Source organism: Streptomyces sp. SCA2-17, assembly GCF_044336695.1.
The window spans coordinates 119,646-142,452 of the sequence record NZ_CP117521.1 but is presented as its reverse complement, the minus strand read 5'-3'; the positions used below and the strand labels follow the sequence as shown (position 1 = coordinate 142,452).

The following is a 22,807-nucleotide window of genomic DNA, read 5'->3' as shown; positions in this document are numbered from 1 at the left end:
ATCTTTTGCCGATTCAAAACCTTGTGCGGCATACTGGCGATTCTCCCCCCGGTGCACCGACCATTCCTTATTTCTGTGTGAGGGCCCCTGCCCCATGGGCGTTTTTCTGCGTGCCCTGCGTGCACTCGTCGTGCTCGCGGGTTTCTATCTGCTGTGCCTTGTCGTCCTCGGCGTCTTCGCCGGAATCGGAGTCGCCGCTTATTGGCGGGGTGTCAATCCCCTCGCCCTCAAAGTCACCGTCGTCCTCGCGCTCCTGGCCTTCCCCGTCATCCGCGGAATGCTTCTCCTCCGCACCCCCGAGGACGACGGCAGCGAAGGCATGCCCGTCACCGAGCAGCAGCAGCCGCGGCTCTGGGCGGCCGTGCGCGACGTGGCCGGCGCCGCCGGCACCCGCATGCCCGACGAGATCCTCCTCACCGGCACCGTCAACGCGGCCGTCAGCGAGAACGCCCGCCTGCTCGGGCTCCTGCCCGGCCACCGCCGGCTCTACATCGGCGTCCCCCTGATGACCGGCCTTGACGAGGCGCAGCTGCGCGCCGTCCTCGCCCACGAGTTCGGCCACTACGGAAACGCCGACACCCGCCTCTCCGCCCTCACCGCCCGCGGCCGGCACACCGTCGCCCGCACGGTGAACGCCTTCGCGGAGCGGGCCGAGCAGCAGGTGGAGAAGGAGCGGCTGCGCCAGGAGAAGGCCGCCGAGAAGGCCTTGCGCAAGGGTCGCAAGGCCAAGGAGGTGGACACCCGCGGCGCCGGGTGGAGCTACCGCCGCATGAGCAAGCTCTTCATCGCCTACGGCAAGTTCGCCCTGCGGGCCACCCGGAGCGACGCCCGCCGCCAGGAGCTCGCCGCCGACCGGCTCGCCGTCCGGATCGCGGGCCGCGACGCCACCGCCGCCGCCCTGCGCGAAACCGTCGTCCTCGACGCCGCCCACGGCTTCTACCTCCGCGGATACGCCTCCGTGGGCGCGGCCGCCGGACTCCTGCCCCCGTACGGCCAGTTCTACGGCGGGCTGGCCCGGCTGCTCGCCGAACCGGCCCGCCAGGAAGAGCTCGACGCGCTGCGCCGCGACCTGCCGCCGGGCGACCCGTCCCCGTACGACGCGCACCCCCCGACCGCGGAGCGGATCCGCCTCATCGAGGCCATGCCGGACGACGGCCGCGGCGGGCGGCCCGCGGGCCCCGCCATGGCCCTGCTGGACGACCCCGGACGTGTCCACGCCGAGCTCGAAGCGGCCACCCTCACCCAGGAAGCGCTGCACATGCCCCGCGCCGACTGGCCCGAGCTCGTCCACCACGGCATCCGCGCCGGCCACGAGGCCGACGCGGAGCCGCTCCGGGACGCCATCGCCCGCGTCACCGGCGGCCGCACCACCGTGCACGCCCTGCTCGACGCGGCCGACCACGGCAGCCTGTGGCAGATAGCCGCCGGCCTCCCGCACCCGCCGGCCGCACAGCGGGTCAGCGGCCGGGCCGCGCGCGAATTCCTGCGCCCGGCGCTCCTCGACGGCCTGTCCAGCCTCGTCCTGCTGGAGCTCGTGGACGCCCGGACGGCCTGGTGGGAACTGTCCTGGGCGGAGAGCGCCCGGCTGCACCTGCCGGACGGCTACGACACCCTCCTGCCGCAGGCACTGGAGGCGGCCGTCGCCGACACCCCCGACACCGGCCCGCTGCGCCGGCTGCTGCCGCAGGCCGCACCCGCGTGACCTCCGCGCCCAGTCTCCTTCTCCCGTTCTCACGAATCGAGCCGAACCCCCGTGGCACGACTGCTGCCCCTCCTCGTCATAGCCGTCTGGATCTACTTCTGGTACCGGAACCGCAAGGGCGCCGCCGCACGGCCCGCGCGCGAGAAGGCGACCACCTCGACCACCACCTCGCCCGCCCGGCTCTCCAAGGAAGCGGCCGCCCTCGGCCTGCTCCCGCAGGACCGGCAGGACGCCGAGCGGCTCCTGCACGACCCGCAGACCGACGGTGCACGTGAGGCGGCGGAGCGCGGCGCATGGGAGCCCGCGGCTGACGCCATGACCGCCATCGGCAAGGACTGGGAGCGCCGGACCGCGCTCGTCATCTCGCTCGCGCAGGCCGCGGCCGACGAGGACGCCTGGCTCACGGCCTGGGAAGCCGCACGCCCGGGCGACCCCGACGCCGCGGCCGTGCGTGCCCGGTCCACCGTCTTCCTCGCCTGGGAACTGCGGGGCGCGAGCACGGCGGACCGGACCTCGGCCGAGCAGTTCGAGGGCTTCCACCGCGTCCTGCTGCGGGCCCGCGAAGACATCGCCCGAGCGGTCGAGCTCAACCCCGAGGATCCCTCCCCGTACGTCTCCGACCTCTGGGCGGGCCTCGGCCTCGGCTACCCGCACGCGTACGTGCACGAGCTCTGGGCCGAGATCGCCGGCCGCGCGCCGTTCCACTACGAGGCGCACTACAGCGCCCTCCAGTACTGGTGCGCCAAATGGCGCGGCTCGGAGGAACTGGCCCGCGAGTTCGCGGACAAGGCCGCCTCCGGCGCACCGGCCGGCACCCTGCTGCCCGCCCTGCGGCTCGTCGCCCACTTCGAGCACCTCGACCGGCCGTTCAACGGCAAGCACTACCGCACCCCCGAGGTCACGGCCATGGTCGACGCCCTGCTCGCCGACCTCCCGGCCGTCCGGCCCGACCACCCCCGCCTGCCCGAGGCCCGGCACCTGCTGGCCTTCTTCCTGGTGAAGCAGAAGCGCCACGCCGAGGCCCTCGAACAATTCCGGCTCGTCGACGGCTGCGTCGGATCGATCCCCTGGAGTTACTTCGAAGACCCCGCGGAAAAGTACTGCGATTACCGGGAACGAGCCGTTCAGGGCGCCCGGTAGTCACTTCCCGTTCAGCCGGGCACAACCCGCGCCCACTTCCGCCACAACCGAATAAAAAAGCAGAGCCCCATCCGATTCCGGTCTCGCGCAGCGTGAACTCGCCGCTGCGCAGTGCCACTTGACGGATTGGGCTCTGCTGCGTTGCCGGTCCGCGGTTTGCTGGGGAAGGCTCGGAGCCAGCCGGTCGGGCGCTGCCCGGTGCCGCGAAGGATCTGGAGGAGAAATGACGACAGCGCCGCACGGGCGGGAAGAACTCCCCTTCGGTGAGGACGACGTTCTGCCGGCGGTCCTCAGACCGGGCGACGGGGCGCAGCGGCTGTGGGGAAAGGGCTCCCTGGTGACCGTGAAGCTCACGGCCGAGCAGACCAGGGGCGCCATGGGAATGACTCATTTCGCGGCGAAGCTCGGCGAGCGTTCCCCGAGCCACATCCACACGCTCGAGGACGAGATCTTCATGATCGGCAGCGGGGGCGTACGGGCCACCGTGGGCGACCGCACCGAACTCCTCGAAGGCGGCAGCGTGCTCTTCCTGCCGCGCGGAATCCCGCATTCGTATCTGGTGGAGAGCGAGACGGCCGACCTGTACGTGCTCACCTGCCCCGGCGGATTCGAGCGGTTCTTCCTGGACGGCGGATATCCCGTGCACATGGGGGCCGCCGCGCCGGTCGGCGACCGCTGGTCCGTCGAGCGCACGCGGGAGGTCGCGGAGAAGCTCGGCCTCGGCATCATCTGGGGCAGCTGACCGGCGAAAACACTGGTACCGCACAGAGAGAACCATGGGCATGCTGAACAGACGAACCATGCTGACCGGCACCGCCGCCGTTGTGGCGGGCGCCGCCGTGACACAGACGGGCCTCGTGCCCACCCGGGCCGCCGCGGCGGGCACCGGCGCCGGGGCGGAGGCCGGCGCGGGTGCACCTGCGGCAGTCACCGTCCTGCCGGACGACCCGCGCTACGCCGACCTCGTCGTCGGCAACAACACCCGCTGGGTCGGCCGCCCCGAGTCCGTGCGCATCGTGCACACCACCGAACAGGTCGTCCAGACCGTCCAGGAGGCGGTCCGCGCCGGAAAGCGGATATCCATACGCGGCGGCGGCCACTGCTACGCCGACTTCGTCTACAACCCCGACGTCCGGATCGTCATCGACATGACGGCCATGGACCAGGTCGGCTACGACGAGCAGCGCAAGGCGTTCGTCGTCGAGGCCGGGGCCACGCTGCTGCACGTCTACGAAGCCCTCTACAAGGGCTGGGGCGTCGCCCTGCCCGGCGGCATGTGCTACTCCGTGGGCGTCGGGGGCCACATCAGCGGCGGCGGCTACGGCATGCTCTCGCGCCGGCACGGCCTGACCATCGACCACCTCTACGCCGTCGAGGTCGTCGTCGTGAACGCCGACGGCACCGCGCGGGCCGTCGTGGCGACCCGCGAGGCTGATGACCCGCACCGCGACCTGTGGTGGGCGCACACGGGCGCGGGCGGTGGCAACTACGGCGTGATCACCCGCTACTGGTTCCGCTCCCCGGACGCGACCGGCAGCGACCCCGCCAAGCAGCTGATGCACCCGCCGAAGGACGTCTACGTCAGCGCGATCTCCCTGCCGTGGAGCAAGCTGGACAAGGCGCGCTTCGCCACCCTGGTGAAGAACTTCGGGACCTGGCACGAGAAGAACGGCAGCCCCGACTCGCCGTACGCCTCGCTGTGCAGCTTCCTGATGATCAACCACCGGGCGAACAACAGCATCGGGCTGCTCACGCAGATGGACGCCACCGTGCCCGACGCGGAGAAGCTCATCAACGCCTACGTCGCCTCGATCACCTCGGCCCTCGGCGTCAAGGCCGAGCCGCTGACCTCCGCGGTCGGCGAACAGGGCCCGATGCCCGACTTCTTCACTCCCCAGCGCGTGCCCTGGCTGGCCTCCGTCCGCTTCCTCGGCACCAACAACCCCACGCTCACCAACCCCACCCTGCGCGGCATCCACAAGTCCGCCTACCTGCGCAAGGGCTTCAACGACGCCCAGATCGCCGCCCTGTACAAGCACCTGACGCGCACCGACGTGCAGAACCCCGGCTCGATGGTCGTCCTGCTCTCCTACGGCGGGAAGATCAACACGGTGCGCTCGGGCGACACGGCCTCCGCCCAGCGCGACTCCATCTTCAAGGGCCTCTTCCAGAGCTTCTGGCCCGACAAGAACCAGGACCCGCAGAACCTCGCCTGGACCCGCGAGATCTACGCCGACGTCTTCGCCTCCACGGGCGGCTATCCCGTCCCCGGCCCGGCCGCCGACGGCTGCTACATCAACTACCCCGACAGCGACATCACCGACCCGCAGCAGAACAAGTCCGGGGTGCCCTGGACCACGCTCTACTACAAGGACAACTACCCCCGTCTGCAGCGCGTGAAGGCCGCCTACGACCCGCGCAACGTCTTCCGCCACTCGCAGTCCATCGCCCTGCCCAAGCAGTGACCCCCTCATGGAGGAGAACCAGATGACCGCACAGTTCGAAGGCAAGGTCGCCCTCGTCACCGGGGCGGGCTCCGGCATAGGCCGGTCCAGTGCCCTGGCCTTCGCACGCCAGGGCGCCACCGTCGTGGCCGTCGACGTCGCGCTGGAGCCCGCCACGGAGACCGTGCGGCTCATCGAGGAGGAGGGCGGCAAGGCCAGCGCCGTCGCCGCCGACGTCACCAGCGCGCCGGACGTCGAGGCGATGGTCGCCACGGTGGTCGCCCGCCACGGCGGTCTGCACATCGCGCACAACAACGCCGGTCTCTTCGCCCCGCCCGCGCCGCTGGCCGACACCGACCTCGCCACCTGGCACCGGCTCGTCGGCGTCAACCTCACCGGCGTGATGCTGTGCATGAAGTACGAGATCGCCCACATGCGCGAGCACGGCGGCGGAGTGATCGTCAACGCCTCCTCCAACATCGGCTTCCACGGCCGCCGCCCCGGCATGGCCGCCTACGTCGCCTCCAAGGCCGGCGTCAGCGCCCTGACGCGGGTGGCCGCGCTGGACCACATCAAGGACGGCATCCGCATCAACGCCGTCAGCCCCGGCGCCTCCAACACCTCGATGTCCTTCCGCCCCGGCGAGAGCGAGGCGGACCGGAACGCCCGGGTGGCCGGAACGGTGCCGATCGGCAGGGTCGCGGAGACGGAGGAGATCGTCGCCGCGGTGCAGTGGCTCGCCTCGGACGCCGCGAGCTTCGTCGTCGGCCACGACCTGGTGGCGGACGGCGGCATGACGGCCTGACCGGCCGCAGAAGGGGGGCGGGGTGCCCGGCGCCCCGCCCCTTTCTGCACGTTCACCGCAGGCTCCGGCGGGCCCGGCCGAGGAGTTCCTCGGTGATCTCGTACGTGGCGGAGGCGTGCAGGCCCCGGGCGCGCCGGGCCGGGTCGGGGTGCGGATTGCGGTACAGCTGCACGGACAGCTCGCGCAGCCGCAGCATGGCCGGCACCGCGGCGTGGAGGACGGCCGGATCCCGGGTGTAGGCCCTCTCCAGCACGCACAGCAGCCGGGCGTAGGCCTCGTTGAAGCGCTCGGCGGCGCGCCGCACGGCGCTCCCGGGCGGATAGTCGGTGACTCTGGCCGCGGGGTCGATGGGATAGGCGTCCTCCCAGCTGACCTCGATCGCGGGGCCCGTCGGGCCGGAGGCCGGGGTGTCGTGCGGGCCGTAGGCGCGCCGGCGGCGGATCTCGTGGAACCGGAAGTAGTGCGCGGGCTCCCGGGCCTCGCCGAAGAGCAGGTCGTCGGAGTCGTAGACGCTGCGGCTGACGCCCTCGCCCTGCTCGGTGATGACCCGCAGGGCCTTGAGGGCGGAGGCCAGGCCGGTCACGGGGAAGACCTCTCCTCCCGAGTTGTAGAAGTCCTCCGGGCCGGCCTGCCGCCGCGGGTCACCGTTGAAGAGCCCGGCCTCGCCCAGCTCCGCGGTCAGCCGGACCAGGCCCGCGCGGATGGTGTTGTAGAACTGGCCGATGGACGTCCAGCCCGTGTCGCCGGCCACGGACGGATGGCCGGGCGGCTCCGCCACGTACTCCGGCCGCTCGATGTACAAGAACGTGTCCAGCGCTTCGGTGCCGAAGTGGCGCAGGGCCACCGGCATCTTGTCGCGGCTGTAGGGCAGCAGGGCCGGATAGCTGGTGACGAACCGGGAGCGGGCCACCAGGGGCGTGCCGCCGACCGCGTTGAGCAGGTTGGCGACGAGGGTCATGTGCAGCATCTCTTCGAGCACGACGGCCCGGATCGCGTAGAAGGCGGGCCGGTTGGTGCCGGGCCGCAGCGTGTACATCGCCGTCAGGTAGGGCGGGATGGTGAGGTGTTCGAGCGTGAGTGCGGCTTGCAGGAAGACGTGCAGGTCGGCGCGGTCGCGCGGGACCCGGAACGGCGGCTCCTCGACCCGGGCCGGCTCCGCCGCGGCCCCTGCGGGGGCGTCCGGCGGCGGTGCGGTGCTCATGGGCGTCCCTCCTGCGGGTGTACGGAGGCGGGCCGGTGAGCCGCCGTCAGGTCGCGGTGGATGCGCTCGCTGCTGCGCAGGGCGAGGGCGGCCATGGTCAGCGAGGGGTTGGAGGTGCCCATCGAGGGCATGCTGCCGCAGCCGACGGCGTAGAGGTTGGGGTGGTCCCAGCAGCGCTGCCAGGAGTCGACCACGGAGGTGCCGGGCGCGTCGCCCATGACGTGCGTGCCGCCGCCGTGCCCGGCGCCGTTGAAGGAGAAGTCCCGGCCCTGGAAGCGGAACCAGCCGGGGGAGAGCGGCCCCGGCCCGTACGCCGTGCGGTCCTCGGCGCCCAGCAGGCCGAAGATCTGGTCGGAGACGGCCTTCGCGGCGGCCATGCCGCTCTTGACCCGGTCGGAGAGGTCGTACGTGAGGACCGGGCGGGGAATGCCGAGCCGGTCGGGCCGGCGCCGGTCGACGGTGACGCGGTTGCGCTCCTCGGCCTCCTGCTCCATGAGGAACTGCACGGAGACCTGCCGGCCGATCTCCCGGCCCAGCGCGGCCCGCAGCCGGGGCCCGAACAGGCCCTTGCCGCGGGGCTGTGCGGGGTCCGCCCCCATGCCCAGCAGGCGGGCCACGTCGCTGCCGGGCGAGCCCGCCGGCCAGCTCCAGCCCCAGTTGCTGATCTCGATGCGGAACGGGGACCGGGAGCGCCGGGCGGGCCCGGTGCGGAAGCACTCCAGGCCCGCGGTGGAAGCGGGCCCGCGGAATGGTCCGACCGGGTGGTCCAGGAGCCCCCAGCCGAGCAGGACCGGGTGGTCCATCAGATTCCGCCCGACCTGATCGCTATGGTTGGCGAGCCCGGAGACCAGGAGCAGCCGGGCGTTCTCGATCGCGTGGGCGGCGAGGACGACGACGTCCGCCTCGGCCGTACGGGTGGTGGGGGCGGGGGCCGCCGGGTCCTCGTACTCCAGGTACTCGACGCCGAGCGCACGGCCCGTCCCGTCGGCCAGGACGCGGCTGACGACGGCCCGGGTGAGGAGCCGGACCCGGCGGCGGTCCCACGCGGCCTGCGTCTTGAGCGGCGTGTACTTGGCCTGTACGGGGCAGATGGGCACGCAGGAGGCGTTTCCCACGCAGCGCTCCCCGTAGTTGGGCAGGCCCGCCGCGCCCACCGGGCGGTAGCCGCGGCCGCCGTCGTAGCGCGGATCGGGGGTGCTGTTGCGGGCGTGGGGGACGCCGACGACGCGCAGCGTGGTGGCGGGGGCGCCGGGCGCCTCCCGGACGGCGGCGCCGTCGAGGCGGGAGGCGAAGACGTCGTCCACGTAGCTGCGGGGGATCGCGCGCATCGGATAGACGTAGCCGTCGGGGAACGGCAGCCCGATGGCCTCGGCCTGCTCGGCGGCGTCACCGGCGACGCCGAGGGCCCGTTCGGCGGCGCGGTAGTGGGGCTCCAGGTCGTCGTAGCCGATGGGCCAGTCCCGGCCGTAGCCGTAGGTGCGACGGGTGCGGAAGTCCTCCGGGTGCATGCGCGGGGTGAGCCCGAGCCAGTGCAGGACGGTGCCGCCGCCGGCGCGCAGATAGTCGCTGCCGTAGGGCAAGGGGCCCTGCTGGAGGAAATAGCCGTGGGCGCGGTAGCCCCCGGAGGGCAGACCGGTGAGATCGAGGACGTCGGGGGAGGGGGCCGCGGCGTTGGGCCGGTAGGGGGAGTTGGGCACCTTGGCCAGGGCCGCGTAGTACGTGTCCAGGGCGCCGAGGTGGGCGGGCCAGCTGCCGAGGGTGCCGGTGCCGGCCTCCAGGACGAGGACGCGCCAGCCCTTGTCCCCGAGCTCCTTGGCGACGAGGGAGCCGGACAGGCCGGCGCCGACGACGACCACGTCGTACCGCGCGCGGCCGTGGCGCGGGGCCGGGCTCACGAGCCGGCCTCTCGCTGCGAGGGGAGGCCGGTCCGCTCGCTCGCCCGGGCGACGGCAGGAGCGCCGGGAGGCGGCTCGGCCCAGGTGCCGAAGCCGGGCGGCTTGGCGCCCGCCGGGTGGCCGTCGAAGGTGCGCCACACGAGACCTTCGGTGTACGCCTCGGGGGAGACGGTGAACGCGGTGTTGGCGCGCTCGCGGCCCAGCGCGGTGTGGACGGGCGCGGCGAGCTGCGGCCACACCCCCAGGTACCACATGTGGGCGATGGCGCGGGCGATGTCCCGGGCGGTCTCGTCGGTGATGCGGTCCGGGTCGCCCCCGGCGGCGTCGAGGGCGTCGAGGAAGCGGCCGACGGCCGGGCCGCCCACCTGCTCCAGCGCGGTCCGGTGATAGAGGCCGGCCATGCCCGTGCCGTGGAGGTCGAAGGCGTCGAAGCCGGTGAGGGCGGCCGAGGCGGTGAGGAAATCGTCGAGGGAACGTGCGGACGTGCTCGTCTTCGGTGTCATCCGTGCCCACCCATGCGTGACCACCCCTCCGTGGGACCTGACGCATGTCTATCGGAGACTCCACGGTGAGTGAAGAGGAAACAAATCCCCTTCACTCGTATGAGTGTTCGGCGGCATGGGGACGGCCCCCGCGCTCGGGGGAGCGGGGGCCGTCCGGACCGCGGAGTGGAGGGGTGGTCCTCCGGGTCCGCTCAGGTGCCGGGCTTGCGGCCGTAGACGAAGACGTTGTCGCCGTTGCCCAGCATGGACCAGTACGTCCTGGCGTCACCGGTGCGCATGTTCACACAGCCGTGCGAGCCGGGCGGGGACCAGACGCTGCCGTCGATGGCGTGGAAGGCCTGCCCGCCGTCGAAGAACTGCGCGTAGGGCATCCGCACCTTGTAGATCGTCGACCAGTGGTCGATCGACCGCCAGTAGATCTTCTTGGCGCCGGTCCGCGTCTCGTAGCCGTCCCGCCCCGTGCGCACCGGCACGGGGCCGAACCGCACGGACCTGCCGTCCTGTATCCAGCTGATCTGGCGGGTGAGGTCGACGCAGGCTATCCGGCCCTTGTTCACGGGGCACTTCCCGGCGGCGTTCGGATCCCGCCGGGTGATCTCGTCCTGCATCGCCGCCCAGGTGACGGGCCCCGCGAAGCCGATGTTCGGCGTGATGCGGTGACTGGTCTGGAAGTCCTGGATCGCCTTGCAGTCGGCGGGCGACTGCCGCCCGTCCACCGGTCTGCCCAGGAACTTCTCGGCCTCCTTCTGGTAGGGCCCGGTCCGGGTCGTGCAGGCGGGGGCGGCCTCGGCCGGCCCGCTCAACGCCAGCGTCAGCGGCGCCGTCAGCCCGAGCGTGCCCAGCAGCACCCCGAGCCGGCGTGCCGTGACCGGGCGCACCGTCTTGTTCCTGCTAAGTGTTCCCATGTGACGTAAGACTGATAGCACCGGCCGGTGGTTGCAGCCGGGATCGGAGGGCCGGCCGGGAAGGCCGGAAGGCCGAGGGGGCCGGGGCCGCCGGGGAGGGGCCGCCGCCACTGCGGACGGTGACCCCTCGAACGGAGCAGCGGGCGCACCGCTAGGAGATGGAGGCGCCCGTGGGGATCGCGTTCAGGGCGACGGGCGAGACGCTCACGATCTTGTTCCAGTCGAAGTAGTACTTGTCCATCGCGGCCGGGCTGGTGATCCAGCGCTTGACGCCGTTGCTCACGAGGTAAACCGCGGGCCCGCTGGGCGACTTCGCGAGAATAGCGCCGTCGGACAGCTGCCCGCCGTCGTCAATGGCACCGATGTCGACGACGGACTGAATTCCGTTCCAGTTACGGAACAGGTTGTTGTACGTGGCCGGGTTGGGGATCCAGCGGCGTTTGCCGTCGAGGATCAGATAGACGGCCGGGCTGTTCACGCCCTTGAGCCGGGCGCCGTCGAGTTCGGGATGTCTGCCGCGGAGCTCCGCGGCGCCGGATTGTGAGGCGGAGGCCGATTCCTGTGCGGTGCCGGAGGCCTGGGCGGCGGGTGCCGCCGCGAGACCGGAAACGGATGCGGCCACGAGGGCCAGGGCGGCGAACCACGAGCGCTTGGACACATTTCCTCCTGCTGCGGAGAAGGGGATGAGTTCAACTCGCCTGCATTCCCGTGCCTTTCGCTTGCAACGGCCAACCCTTGCGGCGCCGCCCCCGCTTGTCAACGCCCGCTCACTTCTCCGTACGGACGGCCAGCGATTCTCCGCCATGGGTGCCGCGGGCTCCTGTCGGTGCGCCTGGTCCGCTTTCACCCGCGACCGGCGGAAGATAGCAGTGAGCATTCCGGATCCACCGCCCAGGAATACCCGATTCCGGCCGTGGGGCCCGAAAGGAACGGCACCGTGCGGAGTTTTCCCGCGATCCTCTTCGCCCTGCTCGCCGCGGTCAGCAACGCCCTGGCGGTCGTCCTCCAGCGCCGCGCGGCCCGCACCGTCCCCCTCGCCCCGGGCCTGCGCCTGAACCTCTTCGCCCAACTGCTGCGCCGCAAGGCCTGGCTCGGCGGCATGGCCGCCGTCATGGCCGCCGCCTGCCTCCAGGCGCTCGCGCTGTCGCAGGGCGCCATGGCCGTCGTCCAGCCCGTCTTCGTGCTGGAGCTGCCCTTCGCCCTCCTGCTCGGCGGGATCATGCTGGGTCGCAAGGTCACGTCGCCCGCCTGGCGCGGAGCCGTCTGCATCGCGGCCGGACTCGGCCTGGCCCTCGCCGCCGCCGCGCCCACCTCCGGCACCGTGCAGCCGCCCGCGGACCGCTGGATGCTCGCCCTCGTCTGCTGCCTCGCGCTCATCGGGGTGCTGACCGCCACGGCCCTGCGCCACCCCGAAGGCGGCCTGCGCGCCGCGTGCTTCGGCACCACGGCGGCCGTCGGCTACGCCCTCACCGCCGCCCTGATGAAGGACGCGACGCACGCGTGGCAGGACGGCGGCGCCACCGCCTTCTTCCTGTCCTGGCAGACGTACGGGTTCGCCGTCACCGGCGTCATGGCCCTCTTCCTGCTGGAGAACGCCATGCAGTCCGGCCCGCTCACCGCCTCCCAGCCCGCCCTCACCCTCGGCGACGCCCTGGTGAGCCTCTCGCTGGGCATCACCCTGTACGAGGAGCGGGTCCGCAGCGGCTGGTGGATCCTCCCGGAGGCCGCCGGAGCCGCCCTGGTGCTGTACGGGGCGGTGACGATCTCCCGCGTCGCCCTCGCGCGGGACCTGGTGACGACGGCTCCCGCCGGAGCCGACTGACACGCGCCGCCCGGGCCCGGGTACGCCCCGGTGGCGGAACGGCCGTGCCGTTCCGCCACCGGACTGCGCGGCTCAGAGGTTGCGCGGCGTGAGCTCCGCCATCGCGGACCAGCCGTTGCCGGGGGCCTCGGTGCTGATGATCTGCGGCGTGATGGCGATGGCCTCGGCCATCTCGTCCATGGCGGTCTTGAAGTGCGCGGAGTTCACGTGCGCGTCACCGGCCTCGCGGGAGGCGAAGCCCTCCACGAGGACGAACTGGTTCGGGTTGTCGACGCTGCGGGACCACTCGAAGAACAGGTTGCCCGGCTCGTCCCGGGTGGCCCGGGTGAAGTCCCCGACGAGGTCGAGCCACTTGTCGGTGAACTCGGGGCGGACGGTCATCTTGACGACAATCAAGATCATGGCGGCTCCTGTCGTGTTCGGGCGGTGGTCCGGGGCGGCGGGCCGGTCCCGGTCCCTGCCGGCGGCGGGCGGGAGCGCCCGCGCCGGTGCCCACGCTGGCGGAGGCGGGGGCACCCGGTGAAGCAGGGACGACAGCGATTCCGGCCCTCCCGGAAAATTCCACCCCGGTTACGGCGGGACGGCCAGTCGGGCGGGCGTCCGCCCGGCCGAACTCACCCCCCCGGGCCGCGGCTCCGTCCGACAGAGCGCCCTACGCGGCCGCGACGGGCTGCTCGACCGGCGCCGGCAGCGTTCGCGCGGGCTCCGGCCGGCCCTGCGCGGGCGCCGCGGGGAGGGTGAGGTCCTCCGCGCCGTCGGGGACGGGCACGGACTCGAAGATGGCGTTCTGCTGCTCCTGGAGCTCGCGGGCCCGCTCGGGCGAGGTGGTGGGCAGCCGCTGCTCCTCGTACAGCTTGTGGGTGGCCTCCTGGGCCCACTTGCTCGACGGGGTGTGGAACTGCACCTCGAAGACGTGCTGGGAGTGCGGGTCGCGCCAGGCCGCGTTGATGGCCTTGTAGCCGTGCTTCCGGCCCCAGGTGTTGGACCACTTGACGCTGTCGTTGCCCCACAGGGACAGGGCCGAGGAGGCGATCGTCACTCCGTTGGTGTAGCTGCCGTCAGGCCACTGGAGGGTGTAGCGGACGGAGTCGCTGATCCTGGCGAGGGTGGCGTCCACGGTCTGCCCGGGCTCCTCCTTCATGGCCGTGGCGACCTTGCGCTTGAGCGAGTCCGGCGACTTCAGGCGGTGGTCGAAGCCGATGAGGGTGGCGTGGCTGATGCGGGCCACCGCCTGCATCTCGGGGCTGACCGTCTGCTCGGCGGAGCGGGCGCGGGCGAGGAACTCGTCGACCTTCTTGTTGTCCGCGGCGTTGAGCGACAGGCCGTCGCCCTTCCACCCGCCCTTGTCGTCACGGAGCCGGTCCGCCCGGTCCGGCCCGTCCGCTCCGGCTGCGGCGACCGTCTTGCCTGTGGACCCGGGGTGCGCTCCGGCCCTGCCGTCGGCCAGGGCGCTCTGCACCGGTCCGGCGCTCAGGGCGGCGGCGAGCGCCGCGACGGCGGCGAGTCGGGGGGCAGTGCGGTTGGTGATCACCGTGTGATTCGTCCTTCGGCGCGTGAGGTGATGTCCGGCGCCTCATACAACCGGCGGGGGCCCGCACCGGTAACTGAACGGCACGCTCCACGGCCCGCCTTTGGCCGGATCGCGGCGGTTCCGGGGCGAAATGTGGCCGTACGAGTCCTGTGAGCCGTGCGGGTGACGAGGGGGTGTGTTGGCCGCATTCTTCGGATGATCGCTCCAGTGCGTTGTTACGTTTTGCGGACTAATGACCCCTTTGGGGGTGGTTCCGGTGGTGGGGGAATGGGCGGTGGTTGCGGTGGTGGGTGGAGTGCAGGTGTCGGGGCGCGGCGTCGTCGCCGAAGAGGGAGCCGGTGAGGGCGAAAGCGCAGGCGGCGGGAGCGCCGTACCGGGGCCTGCGGGGGAGCGGGGTGCGGCGGGTCCCCTGACGGGCGCGGCACCGGGTGGCGACTACGACTACGAGGGCTTCAGCCGCCTGGCGGGGGCGATGGAGGAGCCCGTGCCGCCGGGGGCCTACCGGGTGGCGTACCAGGGGCTGCGGGGCCGGGCGGGTGTGACGGGGGTGTGGGTGGGGCTGCTGGTGGCACTCGCGCCCCTGATGGCGGCGGGGGTGCTGGTGTGGCTGCTGTGGCCGGGCCACTGGGTGGTGCGGGACGGGTGGCCGGGGTCGGTGGACGCGGTGATGCTCGCGTCGGTCGGGCTGGTCGAGGTGTTCCGGGTGGTGAACGTGGTCTCCGTGGCCCACGCCTCGTGCGTGGCGCGGGACCCCGTGCCGGTGCGCGCGCAGCCCGGCGCGCGGGTGGCCTTCTGCACGACGTTCGTGCCGGGCAAGGAGCCCCTCGCCATGGTGGCGGCGACGCTGGAGGGCGCGGTGCGGGTCGGCTACGACGGCCTGGTGGACGTGTGGCTGCTGGACGAGGGCGACGACCCGGGCGCGCGGGCGCTGTGCGGGCGGCTGGGCGTGCGGCACTTCTCCCGGAAGGGCGTGGCGCGCTACAATCGGCCGTCGGGAAAGTACCGGGCCCGCACGAAGCACGGCAACTACAACGCCTGGCTGGACGCGCACGGCCACGGCTACGACTTCGTGGCGTGCGTGGACACCGACCACGTGCCCCTGCCGAACTTCCTGGAGCGCATGCTGGGCTACTTCCGCGATCCGGACGTGGCCTTCGTGGTGGGCCCGCAGGTGTACGGGAACTACTCGGCCCGGGTGACGAAGGCCGCCGAGAGCCAGCAGTTCCTCTTCCACGCCCTGGTGCAGCGCGCGGGTAACCGCTACGGCTCGCCGATGTTCGTGGGGACGTCCAACTGCGTGCGGGTGAGCGTCCTCCAGCAGATCGGCGGCTTCTACGACTCGATCACCGAGGACATGGCGACGGGCCTGGAGATCCACCGGCGGAAGAACCCGGCGACGGGCCGCCGCTGGCGCTCGGTCTACACCCCCGACGTCCTGGCCGTGGGCGAGGGCCCCTCGTCGTGGACGGACTTCTTCTCCCAGCAGCTGCGCTGGTCGCGCGGGACGTTCGAGACCCTCCTGCGGCAGTTCGGGCGCGCCGTGTGGTCCCTGTCCCCGGGCCGTCTGTGGAACTACTGCCTCCTGGTCGCCTACTACCCCATGGCCGCCATGACCTGGGTCCTCGGCGGCGTCTCCTGCTTCCTCTTCCTCGGCCTCGGGGCCACGGGGATCAACGTGCCCTCGCAGGTGTGGCTGATGCTCTACGGCGACGCGGCCGTCCTCCAGATCTGCCTGTACGTCATCAACCGCCGCCACAACGTCAGCCCGCACGAGCCGGAGGGTTCATCGGGCGTGGCCGGGATGGTCATGTCGGCGGTATCCGCCCCGCTGTACGCGCGGGCCATGGGCCAGGCCCTGCTGCGCCGCCGCTCGGGCTTCGTGGTGACCCCGAAGGGCGCGTCGGCGTCCGGGGACTGCACCGCGACGTTTCGTACGCACCTGTGGTGGGCCTGCATGTTCGCGGTGTGCCTGGTGGCGTCGGTGTTCCTGGGCCACTCCTCGCTCGCCATGCGCGTGTGGGCCGGCATGGCGCTGATCACCGCGCTGGGCCCGGCGGCGGTGTGGCTGGCGGACCGGGCGCGCGAACGCCGGCCCAGCGGCCGGGGCGCCGGCGACGGCCCGGCGGTCTCCCGCCCCCGCACCCAGCACAGTGCGGCCTGACATGGCCGGCGAGACCGCTCCCGGCCCCATGCGGGTGCTCGTGCTCGGCGCGTCCCTGCGGGCCGACTCGCTCAACGCCCGGCTGGCCTCGCTGGTGGCCCGCCTGGTCCGGGACGAGGCGGGCGCGGAGGTCGACCACGCCCGCCTGGACGAGTTCGCCATGCCGCTCTACAACGGTGACACCGAGGACGCCGAGGGCGTGCCGCCCGGGGCGCTCGCGCTGCGCGAGCGGCTGTCCGCGTGCCAGGCGCTTGTCATCTCCTCCCCGGAGTACAACGCCTCGATGCCCGGCGTGCTGAAGAACGCCATCGACTGGGTCTCCCGCGTCCGCCCCCAGCCGTTCAAGGACAAGCACGCCCTCCTGGTCTCCGCGTCGCCGTCCATGATCGGCGGCAACCGCGGGCTGTGGTCCCTGCGCGTCCCCCTCGAACACCTGGGCACGCGCGTCTACCCCGACATGTTCAGCCTCGCCAAGGCGCACGAGGGGTTCACCGGCGACGGGGACCTCGCCGACAGCGGGCTCCACGCCCGCCTGGTGGAGTCGGTGACGTCGTTCCTGCGACTGGTCGAGGCGGACGCCCGCTACGTGTGCCTGCGCCGCCGCTGGTACGAGTTCCTGGGCGACTGCACGGACGCCCCGGTCACCCAGCGCGCCCAGGACTGACGGGGTCCTTCCGGGGGTCGTCCCCGTCCGCGAGCGCGGCCGCGGCGAGGGCGCAGCCCCACGACACCGTCACCCCCGCCCCGCCGTGGCCGTAGTTGTGGACCAGCCGTGCCCCGCCCGGCAGCCGGCCGGCGTCCAGCCGCGCGGGGGAGCGGGCCGGGCGCAGGCCCACCCGGTGGGCCAGGACCCGGGCTCCGGCCAGCCGGGGGTCCACGCGGGCGCAGCGGCTGATGATCGACCCGGCCGTGCCGGGCGAGGGGGTGCGGTCCCAGACGTGCTCGCGCGCGGTCCCGCCGAGGACCACCCCGTAAGGCTGCGGGAAGATGCTGAGGATCTCGCCGGTCGCGCGGTTCTCAGCGGCGAGCCACTCGCTCACGCCCGGGTTCTCCACGACGACGACCTGTCCCTGTACGGGGTGCACCGCCGGGTCGGGGACCAGGTCGCGGGCGCCGAGGCCGGTGCAGTTGACGACGAGGGGTGCGGCGCGGCCCGCCTCGGCCAGATCCTCCACGGCCCGGTGGATGACCGTGCCGCCCGCCGCGGCGAACCTCCGCTCCAGATACCCGAGATATGCCGGCATGTCCACCAGTGGCGTACGGGCGCGGACGCCGTGGCCGTAGCCCGCGGGCAGCTCGCCGGCCGCGGCCGGCCGGAGCCCGGGAACGCCCGCGGCCCAGCCGCTCCGCTCCTCCTGCTCCGTGCACGCGTACGTGCCGCCGACGAGCCGGACGCCCGTCTCGTCCGGCCGGTCCGCCAGGCGGGACAGCTGCCGGAAGGACTCCAGGGCCCAGGCGGTGACCGCCTCCCGGGGCTCGATCCGGTACGGCCACCAGAGGCCGCCGGCCACGGCGGAGGTGGTCTCCGCGGGCCGCTCCCGGCTCCGCACCTCCACCCGCCGCCCGGCCTCCGCCAGGACCACCGCGGTGGTCAGCCCGATGACCCCGGCCCCCACGACGATCGCGTCGCTCGTCATGCCGACACCGTACCGGTGCCGGCCCCGCACCGCCGTGTCCGGAACTCCTTTCCCCGGTTATCGGTGCTGTTGACTTCTTTATTGCCCTGTGGAATTGATGCCCCACCCGGATCCGGTCGTCCGCCGATCCTCCATAGGAGCGCCATGCCCAGATCCAGAATTCCCCTCATCTGTAGTACGGCCGCCCTGGCGGCGTTGTGCGGCCCCGTGCTGCCGGCGCACGCGGCGGCCCCGGCGATCGCCGTGCCACCCGACAAAATAGTGATCGAAGTCGCGACGGTGAACGGTTCCGGCTGCCCCGCGGGCACCGCCGCGGTGGCCGTCTCCCTGGACAACACGGCCTTCACCGTCACCTACAGCGAGTACCTCGCCCAGGTGGGAAAGGGAACAAAGCCGACCGACTCCCGTAAGAACTGCCAATTGAATCTGATCGTCCATGTCCCGCACGGATTCACCTATGCGATTGCGAGCGTCGACTACCGCGGATACGCCCACCTCGAACCCGGTGCCACGGGCGAGCAGAAGGCCTCGTACTACTTCCAGGGACAATCGCAGACCGCCGTCAAGTCGCACCAGTTCCAGGGCGCGCTGGACGACAGCTGGCAGGCGACCGACAGCAATGAGGTCGCGCAGTACGTGTACGCGCCCTGCGGCGAGCAGCGCAACTTCAACGTCAACACCGAGCTGAGCGTCGGAGCGGGCACCTCCGACCCCACGAAGACCACCAGCTTCATGGCCATGGACTCCACCGACGGCGCCATCAACACCGTCTACCGCATCGCCTGGAAGGAGTGCCCGCCCAAGCCGTAGCCGCTCCGGGGTTGTGGGAACCGTACAGGTACCCCTCGCCAGCACTGGTATCGGCCCCGCTGTCCGGAAACCAGGGGGACGGACGAGGATGAACAGGTGCTCGACACCCTCGACCCCGCGGACCCGGCCTTCGCACGCGACCCCTACCCCTACTACGCACGCCTGCGCACCACCGGTCCCGCAGCGCGGGTGGCGCTGGCCAACGGCACGGACGCCTGGCTGGTCACCGGCTACCGGCAGGCCCGGGAAGTGCTGGCCGACCCGCGCTTCTCCAACGTGCCCCCGCACGCCGCGGGCCGCCCCAAGCCGGACTCGCCGGCCCGGAGCGCCCGCGGCTGCCTCGCCCGCCACATGCTCAACACCGACGCACCCGACCACACCCGGCTGCGCCGGCTGACCACCGCCGCCTTCACCCCGCGCCGGGTCGACGCCCTCCGTCCCCGCATCGAGCAGCTCACCGCGGAGCTGGTGACGGACGTCGCGGACCGGCTGACCCGCTGGGGCGCCGCCGACCTCGTCGACGCCTTCGCCTTCCCCCTGCCCGTCCTCGTCATCGGCGAGGTGCTCGGCGTGCCCACCGCCGACCGGGCCGACCTGCGCACCTGGACCTACCAGGTCGGATCGCCCGCGGACGCCCTCCCCGCCGGCGCCGTCGACCGGGCGTGGACCAGCCTCCACGCCTACTTCACCTCGCTCATCGCGCAGAAGCGGCGGACGCCCGGCGACGACCTCTTCAGCGCCCTCGTCCACGACGAGGCCGAGGGCGGGCTGGACGACGGCGAACTGCTCGCGATGGCCTTCCTGCTGCTCTTCGCCGGCTACGAGACGACCATGAACCTGATCGCCTCCGCCTCGCTCCTCCTGCTCACCCACCCCGGGGAACTGGCAGCGGCCCGGCAGGGCGGGCCCGCGCGCTGGGCCGCCGTCGCCGAGGAGGCCCTGCGCCACGCCAGCCCGCTGGAGGGGACGACGTGGCGGCGCACGACCGAGGAGGTCGACCTGGGCGACGGCGTGGTCATACCCGCGGAAGCCTCGGTCCTCGTGGTCCTCGCCGCGGCCAACCGCGACCCCGGCGTCTTCCCGGAGCCCGACGCCTTCCGGCCCGGCCGCTACGCCGCCTCCGGCGAACGGGCGGCGCCCCACGCGGCCTTCGGGCACGGCCCGCACTTCTGCCTCGGCTCCCGGCTCGCCCGCCTGGAGGCGGAGGTGGCCCTTCCGATGCTCTTCGGCGCGGACTCCCGGATACCGGACCTCGCCCTCGCCGCCGACCCCGCCGGCCTTCCCTACCGCCCCGGCCTCCTCGTCCGCGGCCCGCGGCGCCTCCCGGTGGTCCGCGCCGGCTCCGCCGGCTGACCCGGGCGCCCGCGGTCCCGTAGGCCTGCCGGCCGGGTGGCCGGAGGGACTTCCTCCCCCGGCCGCACCCATGGGCTCTACAGTGGCCTGTGCCTTTGTGTGCTGCCAGGGAGGAAGTGCGTAGTGGTCGAGACGGTCCGGGGTTGTGTGCTGTTACTGGACGGTACGCCTGACCGGCGGCGAGGTGTCCTGCCGAATCCGACCGCGCACGCCGTCGCGGGCGCCCACCCCCGCCGCTTCCTCGCCGCGGGCGCCGTGGACGTCGTGCAACTGCCCGCAGTGGAAGGCCCGCAGAGCGCCCTGGCGTATTTGCAGCACGCCGCGGCCGTGCCCGGCCCGCTCCTGGTCTGGGTGACGGGGCGGCTGATGGTCCCCGCCCGCCGCGGCGGCGAGCTGCACCTGGCCCTGCCCGGCAGCACCCCGGCCACCGTCCGCTACACCGGGCTGCCTTGGGCGTGGCTGCTGCGCACCTTGCAGGCCCACGCGGGGCCGGTGGTGCTGATGGCGGATCTGGAGGCCGACACGGCCGCGTGGCCGCACGTCGTGAGCGGGTCCGGCTCCGGCGAAATCGCCCAGGGCGTGCCCCTGTTCGGCGTCGTCAACCCCGTCCCGCCGGTGCCCGCGCGCGAAGCCGGCCCGTACACGCGGGCACTCCTCGAAGCCCTGGAGACCGGCGACCCCCACGCCGGCCCCGTGCTCGACGTGCCCACCATCCACCGGCGCGCCCTGCTCGCGGCGGGCCAGGGCCCGGACACCGTGCCCTTGCAGTGGGGAACGCCCGGCCCGGTCCTGGCCAACGCCGCGGCCGCGGCCCGCCCGCATCCGCACCCCCAGCCCCGGGCCGCCGGCAGACCGGATCCCTTGCAGCAACCGGCCCCTTTGCAGCAACCGGCGCCCGCCCCGGTCCGGCTTCCGGACCCCGATCCCGCACCCGCCGCGGCCCCCGTCCCCGCGCAGGACGATCTCCTGCCCGGCATCCTGGCCGCCGCGCACGCCGGCCGGCACAACGAAGCCGCGGCCATGGCCGCCGCGGCCGAGCAGCAGGCCCTGCGCCACTACGGGCCCGACAGCCCCGAGGCGGGCCTGTGGGTCGAAGTCCGCGCGGACCTCGCCCGCATGGCCGGCGACCACGCCCGGGCCGCCGAGCTGTGGATGACGGCTGCCGGCGCCCGCCTCGGCCGCAGCGGACCCGCCGACGGGGAGGCCATGGCGGCGCTGAAGCGCGCGCACTACTGCTGGCAGCACAGCGGCGATCAGGCCCCCCGCCTCGCTCCCGCCCTGCTCGCCCTGTGGGAGCGGGTCCCGGGCGGCGAGGGCGCGGCCGATCACATCCGTGCACGCTTGCAAGAAGCACGCGTGCACGGAGCGGAGGAGAACGCCCCGCCCACAGTGGCCCGTTGACGCCCTGCCGGGAGCGCAAGTCCGCATGAGGGGCGTGCGGGGGTGCGCTTCGGCGCGTGCGGGCAGGACGGGGGTGGTTGCTGTGCCGGGGAGGTATCAGCTGGGTGACAGTTCCCCACCTAGCGAGGAGTTCGCGATGAAGCGCCTGCGCTCCGCCCTGACGACGGCCGCCGCCACCGCCCTGCTGACCGTGTGCGGGGTGGCGCTGGCGGCACCGGCCCACGCGGAGGCCGATGTCAACCTCCTGGGCGGCACCGCCACAGTCCTGGCGGACGGAGTGATTGCAGTGGGCCTCTTCGGTGGCACCGTCGTGAGCCTTCAGAACCCGATCGAGGGCATTGTCTGACGGCTCAGGGCGCCAGCCCGTACAGCCGCCGCGCGTTCCCGGAGCCGATCAGTGCGGCGATCCGGGGCGCGTCGGCGGCGGGCCACGCCCCCTCGCCCACCCACGGCCGCGTCAACTGGCCGAGCGCTTGCGTGAACAGGCGGCTGCCGGCCACGTACAGCTCGGGCAGCCCGTAGGCGTCGGTGGAGAACATGACCTTCCCGAACGGGGCCAGTTCCAGCACCTCGGCGAGGACGGCCGCGGCGCTCGCCCCGGTGTAGGAGAGCGTCAGCCCGACGTCGGCGTAGACGTGCGGGAAGACGTGGGCGAGGTAGGCCGCGTTGCGGTGGTACGGGTAGGCGTGCAGGAGGACCAGCGGGCAGCCCGTCGGCCGGACGGCCTTGATGAAGTCGGTGAGCAGCGCGGGGTCGCTGCGGTGCAGGCGCAGGTCGGGGTCGCCGAACCCCGTGTGGATCTGCAGCGGCAGCGCGGTGCCGGCGGCCGTCCACAGCAGGTGCCGGAGGAGGACGGGGTCGTGGAGGCGGCGGCCGGCGTCCCGCGCGGCCAGCAGCCGGTCCACGGCGGCGCCGAGCTCCCCGGGGCCCGGCGGCCCTGGATCGAAGTCGAGGCCGTGGCGGTAGGCGGCCACCGACTTGAAGCCCACCACCGTACGGGCCGCCTCGTGCACGGCCTCCTGGAAGGCGCCGAGGAACTCCCGGCTGCTGCCGGCCTTTTCCGCGGCGCGCTCGGCGAGGGTCTCCAGCCGGGCGATCTCGTGGGCGCGCCCGCCGCCCGCCGCGGCGAGCTCCCCGGGTGTGGTGAGGCCGTCGGCGAGTCCGGTGTCGACGACGTAGTCGGTGATGCCGGTGGCGCGCAGCAGCCGCCGCCCGGTCTCCTCCTCTCCCAGCTCGGCGCGGCGGGCCAGGTACTCGGCGGGCGGGCAGTGGGCGGGGAGCCCCAGCAGCGGCGGGCACCAGCGGCGCACGGCGAAGCCCAGCTGGCTGTCGAAGAAGGTGGTGCCGTCGGCGGCCGGGGCGTCGGACTCCGTCAGGTAGGACAGGAACCCGGCCTCATCGAGGGGGCCGCGGGCCACGCCGTGGCAGTGATGGTCCACCAAGTTCGCCGAGTTCGCCGAGTTCGCCAAGTCCGCCGGCTCCGGCGGTCCGTCACCG

21 protein-coding genes are annotated in these 22,807 nt (G+C 73.0%); 12 read left to right on the top strand and 9 right to left on the bottom strand.

The annotated features are described in order from the left end of the window. The first annotated feature begins 94 nt into the window (after window positions 1-94). The 5 genes from PS271_RS00655 to PS271_RS00635 all read left to right on the top strand — a co-directional run bounded on the left by PS271_RS00655 (window position 95) and on the right by PS271_RS00635 (window position 6,091). Window positions 95-1,702 (top strand): M48 family metalloprotease, encoded by a 1,608-nt coding sequence (locus PS271_RS00655; RefSeq protein WP_398379076.1) that lies wholly within the window; start codon window positions 95-97, stop codon window positions 1,700-1,702. 51 nt (window positions 1,703-1,753) lie between these two features. Beyond that, window positions 1,754-2,842, top strand: coding sequence for a hypothetical protein (locus PS271_RS00650; protein ID WP_398379074.1), 1,089 nt, complete (start codon window positions 1,754-1,756; stop codon window positions 2,840-2,842). A 223-nt stretch (window positions 2,843-3,065) separates the two neighbouring features. Further along, the gene (locus PS271_RS00645) at window positions 3,066-3,584 is read left to right on the top strand and encodes a cupin domain-containing protein (protein ID WP_398379072.1); all 519 of its coding nucleotides are present in this window, start codon (window positions 3,066-3,068) and stop codon (window positions 3,582-3,584) included. A 34-nt stretch (window positions 3,585-3,618) separates the two neighbouring features. Beyond that, window positions 3,619-5,307: an FAD-binding oxidoreductase gene (locus PS271_RS00640; protein ID WP_398379070.1), complete on the top strand. Its 1,689-nt coding sequence runs from the start codon at window positions 3,619-3,621 to the stop codon at window positions 5,305-5,307. 22 nt (window positions 5,308-5,329) lie between these two features. Then, window positions 5,330-6,091, top strand: a complete 762-nt coding sequence (locus tag PS271_RS00635; protein WP_120757507.1) for an SDR family NAD(P)-dependent oxidoreductase — start codon at window positions 5,330-5,332, stop codon at window positions 6,089-6,091. Window positions 6,092-6,143: 52 nt separating this feature from the next. Here the strand turns inward: PS271_RS00635 and PS271_RS00630 are convergent, their stop codons facing one another. The 5 genes from PS271_RS00630 to PS271_RS00610 all read right to left on the bottom strand — a co-directional run bounded on the left by PS271_RS00630 (window position 6,144) and on the right by PS271_RS00610 (window position 11,253). Next, the gene (locus PS271_RS00630; RefSeq protein WP_398379068.1) at window positions 6,144-7,292 is read right to left on the bottom strand and encodes a ferritin-like domain-containing protein; all 1,149 of its coding nucleotides are present in this window, start codon (window positions 7,290-7,292) and stop codon (window positions 6,144-6,146) included. Then, complete coding sequence (locus PS271_RS00625; RefSeq protein WP_398379066.1) at window positions 7,289-9,187, bottom strand: GMC family oxidoreductase; 1,899 nt, start codon at window positions 9,185-9,187, stop codon at window positions 7,289-7,291. The genes PS271_RS00630 and PS271_RS00625 overlap by 4 nt, the downstream gene beginning before the upstream one ends. Continuing rightward, window positions 9,184-9,690, bottom strand: coding sequence for a hypothetical protein (locus PS271_RS00620; RefSeq protein ID WP_398379064.1), 507 nt, complete (start codon window positions 9,688-9,690; stop codon window positions 9,184-9,186). The genes PS271_RS00625 and PS271_RS00620 overlap by 4 nt, the downstream gene beginning before the upstream one ends. 191 nt (window positions 9,691-9,881) lie before the next feature. Continuing rightward, window positions 9,882-10,595 (bottom strand): L,D-transpeptidase family protein, encoded by a 714-nt coding sequence (locus tag PS271_RS00615; protein ID WP_398379062.1) that lies wholly within the window; start codon window positions 10,593-10,595, stop codon window positions 9,882-9,884. 151 nt (window positions 10,596-10,746) lie between these two features. Beyond that, window positions 10,747-11,253, bottom strand: coding sequence for a hypothetical protein (locus PS271_RS00610; RefSeq protein ID WP_398379060.1), 507 nt, complete (start codon window positions 11,251-11,253; stop codon window positions 10,747-10,749). 279 nt (window positions 11,254-11,532) lie between these two features. Here PS271_RS00610 and PS271_RS00605 point away from each other — a divergent pair, with 279 nt between their 5' ends. Further along, window positions 11,533-12,417 (top strand): DMT family transporter, encoded by an 885-nt coding sequence (locus PS271_RS00605; protein WP_398379058.1) that lies wholly within the window; start codon window positions 11,533-11,535, stop codon window positions 12,415-12,417. Between the two features lie 72 nt (window positions 12,418-12,489). Here the strand turns inward: PS271_RS00605 and PS271_RS00600 are convergent, their stop codons facing one another. Then, window positions 12,490-12,819: a putative quinol monooxygenase gene (locus tag PS271_RS00600; protein WP_398379057.1), complete on the bottom strand. Its 330-nt coding sequence runs from the start codon at window positions 12,817-12,819 to the stop codon at window positions 12,490-12,492. A gap of 250 nt (window positions 12,820-13,069) precedes the next feature. Continuing rightward, window positions 13,070-13,948: an ATP nucleotide 3'-pyrophosphokinase gene (locus PS271_RS00595; RefSeq protein ID WP_398379055.1), complete on the bottom strand. Its 879-nt coding sequence runs from the start codon at window positions 13,946-13,948 to the stop codon at window positions 13,070-13,072. Window positions 13,949-14,180: 232 nt separating this feature from the next. On the opposite strand from PS271_RS00595, the gene PS271_RS00590 reads away from it, so the two are divergent. After that, complete coding sequence (locus PS271_RS00590; protein WP_398379054.1) at window positions 14,181-16,109, top strand: glycosyltransferase family 2 protein; 1,929 nt, start codon at window positions 14,181-14,183, stop codon at window positions 16,107-16,109. Window position 16,110: 1 nt separating this feature from the next. Next, complete coding sequence (locus tag PS271_RS00585; RefSeq protein ID WP_398379053.1) at window positions 16,111-16,773, top strand: NADPH-dependent FMN reductase; 663 nt, start codon at window positions 16,111-16,113, stop codon at window positions 16,771-16,773. Here PS271_RS00585 and PS271_RS00580 read toward each other — a convergent pair. After that, window positions 16,751-17,746 carry an FAD-dependent oxidoreductase gene (locus PS271_RS00580; RefSeq protein WP_398379051.1) on the bottom strand — a complete coding sequence of 332 codons (996 nt, stop codon included), beginning with the start codon at window positions 17,744-17,746 and terminating at the stop codon, window positions 16,751-16,753. The two genes, PS271_RS00585 and PS271_RS00580, sit on opposite strands and share 23 nt — an antisense overlap. Window positions 17,747-17,890: 144 nt before the next feature. On the opposite strand from PS271_RS00580, the gene PS271_RS00575 reads away from it, so the two are divergent. From PS271_RS00575 to PS271_RS00560, 4 genes are all read left to right on the top strand, one after another. After that, window positions 17,891-18,556 carry a DUF4360 domain-containing protein gene (locus tag PS271_RS00575; protein ID WP_398379050.1) on the top strand — a complete coding sequence of 222 codons (666 nt, stop codon included), beginning with the start codon at window positions 17,891-17,893 and terminating at the stop codon, window positions 18,554-18,556. A 96-nt stretch (window positions 18,557-18,652) separates the two neighbouring features. Then, window positions 18,653-19,909, top strand: coding sequence for a cytochrome P450 family protein (locus PS271_RS00570; RefSeq protein WP_398379048.1), 1,257 nt, complete (start codon window positions 18,653-18,655; stop codon window positions 19,907-19,909). Between the two features lie 123 nt (window positions 19,910-20,032). Next, window positions 20,033-21,310 carry a hypothetical protein gene (locus PS271_RS00565; protein WP_398379047.1) on the top strand — a complete coding sequence of 426 codons (1,278 nt, stop codon included), beginning with the start codon at window positions 20,033-20,035 and terminating at the stop codon, window positions 21,308-21,310. 136 nt (window positions 21,311-21,446) lie between these two features. Beyond that, complete coding sequence (locus PS271_RS00560) at window positions 21,447-21,656, top strand: hypothetical protein (protein ID WP_398379045.1); 210 nt, start codon at window positions 21,447-21,449, stop codon at window positions 21,654-21,656. A gap of 4 nt (window positions 21,657-21,660) precedes the next feature. Here the strand turns inward: PS271_RS00560 and PS271_RS00555 are convergent, their stop codons facing one another. Next, window positions 21,661-22,779 carry an amidohydrolase family protein gene (locus PS271_RS00555; protein WP_398379043.1) on the bottom strand — a complete coding sequence of 373 codons (1,119 nt, stop codon included), beginning with the start codon at window positions 22,777-22,779 and terminating at the stop codon, window positions 21,661-21,663. Window positions 22,780-22,807 lie beyond the last annotated feature (28 nt).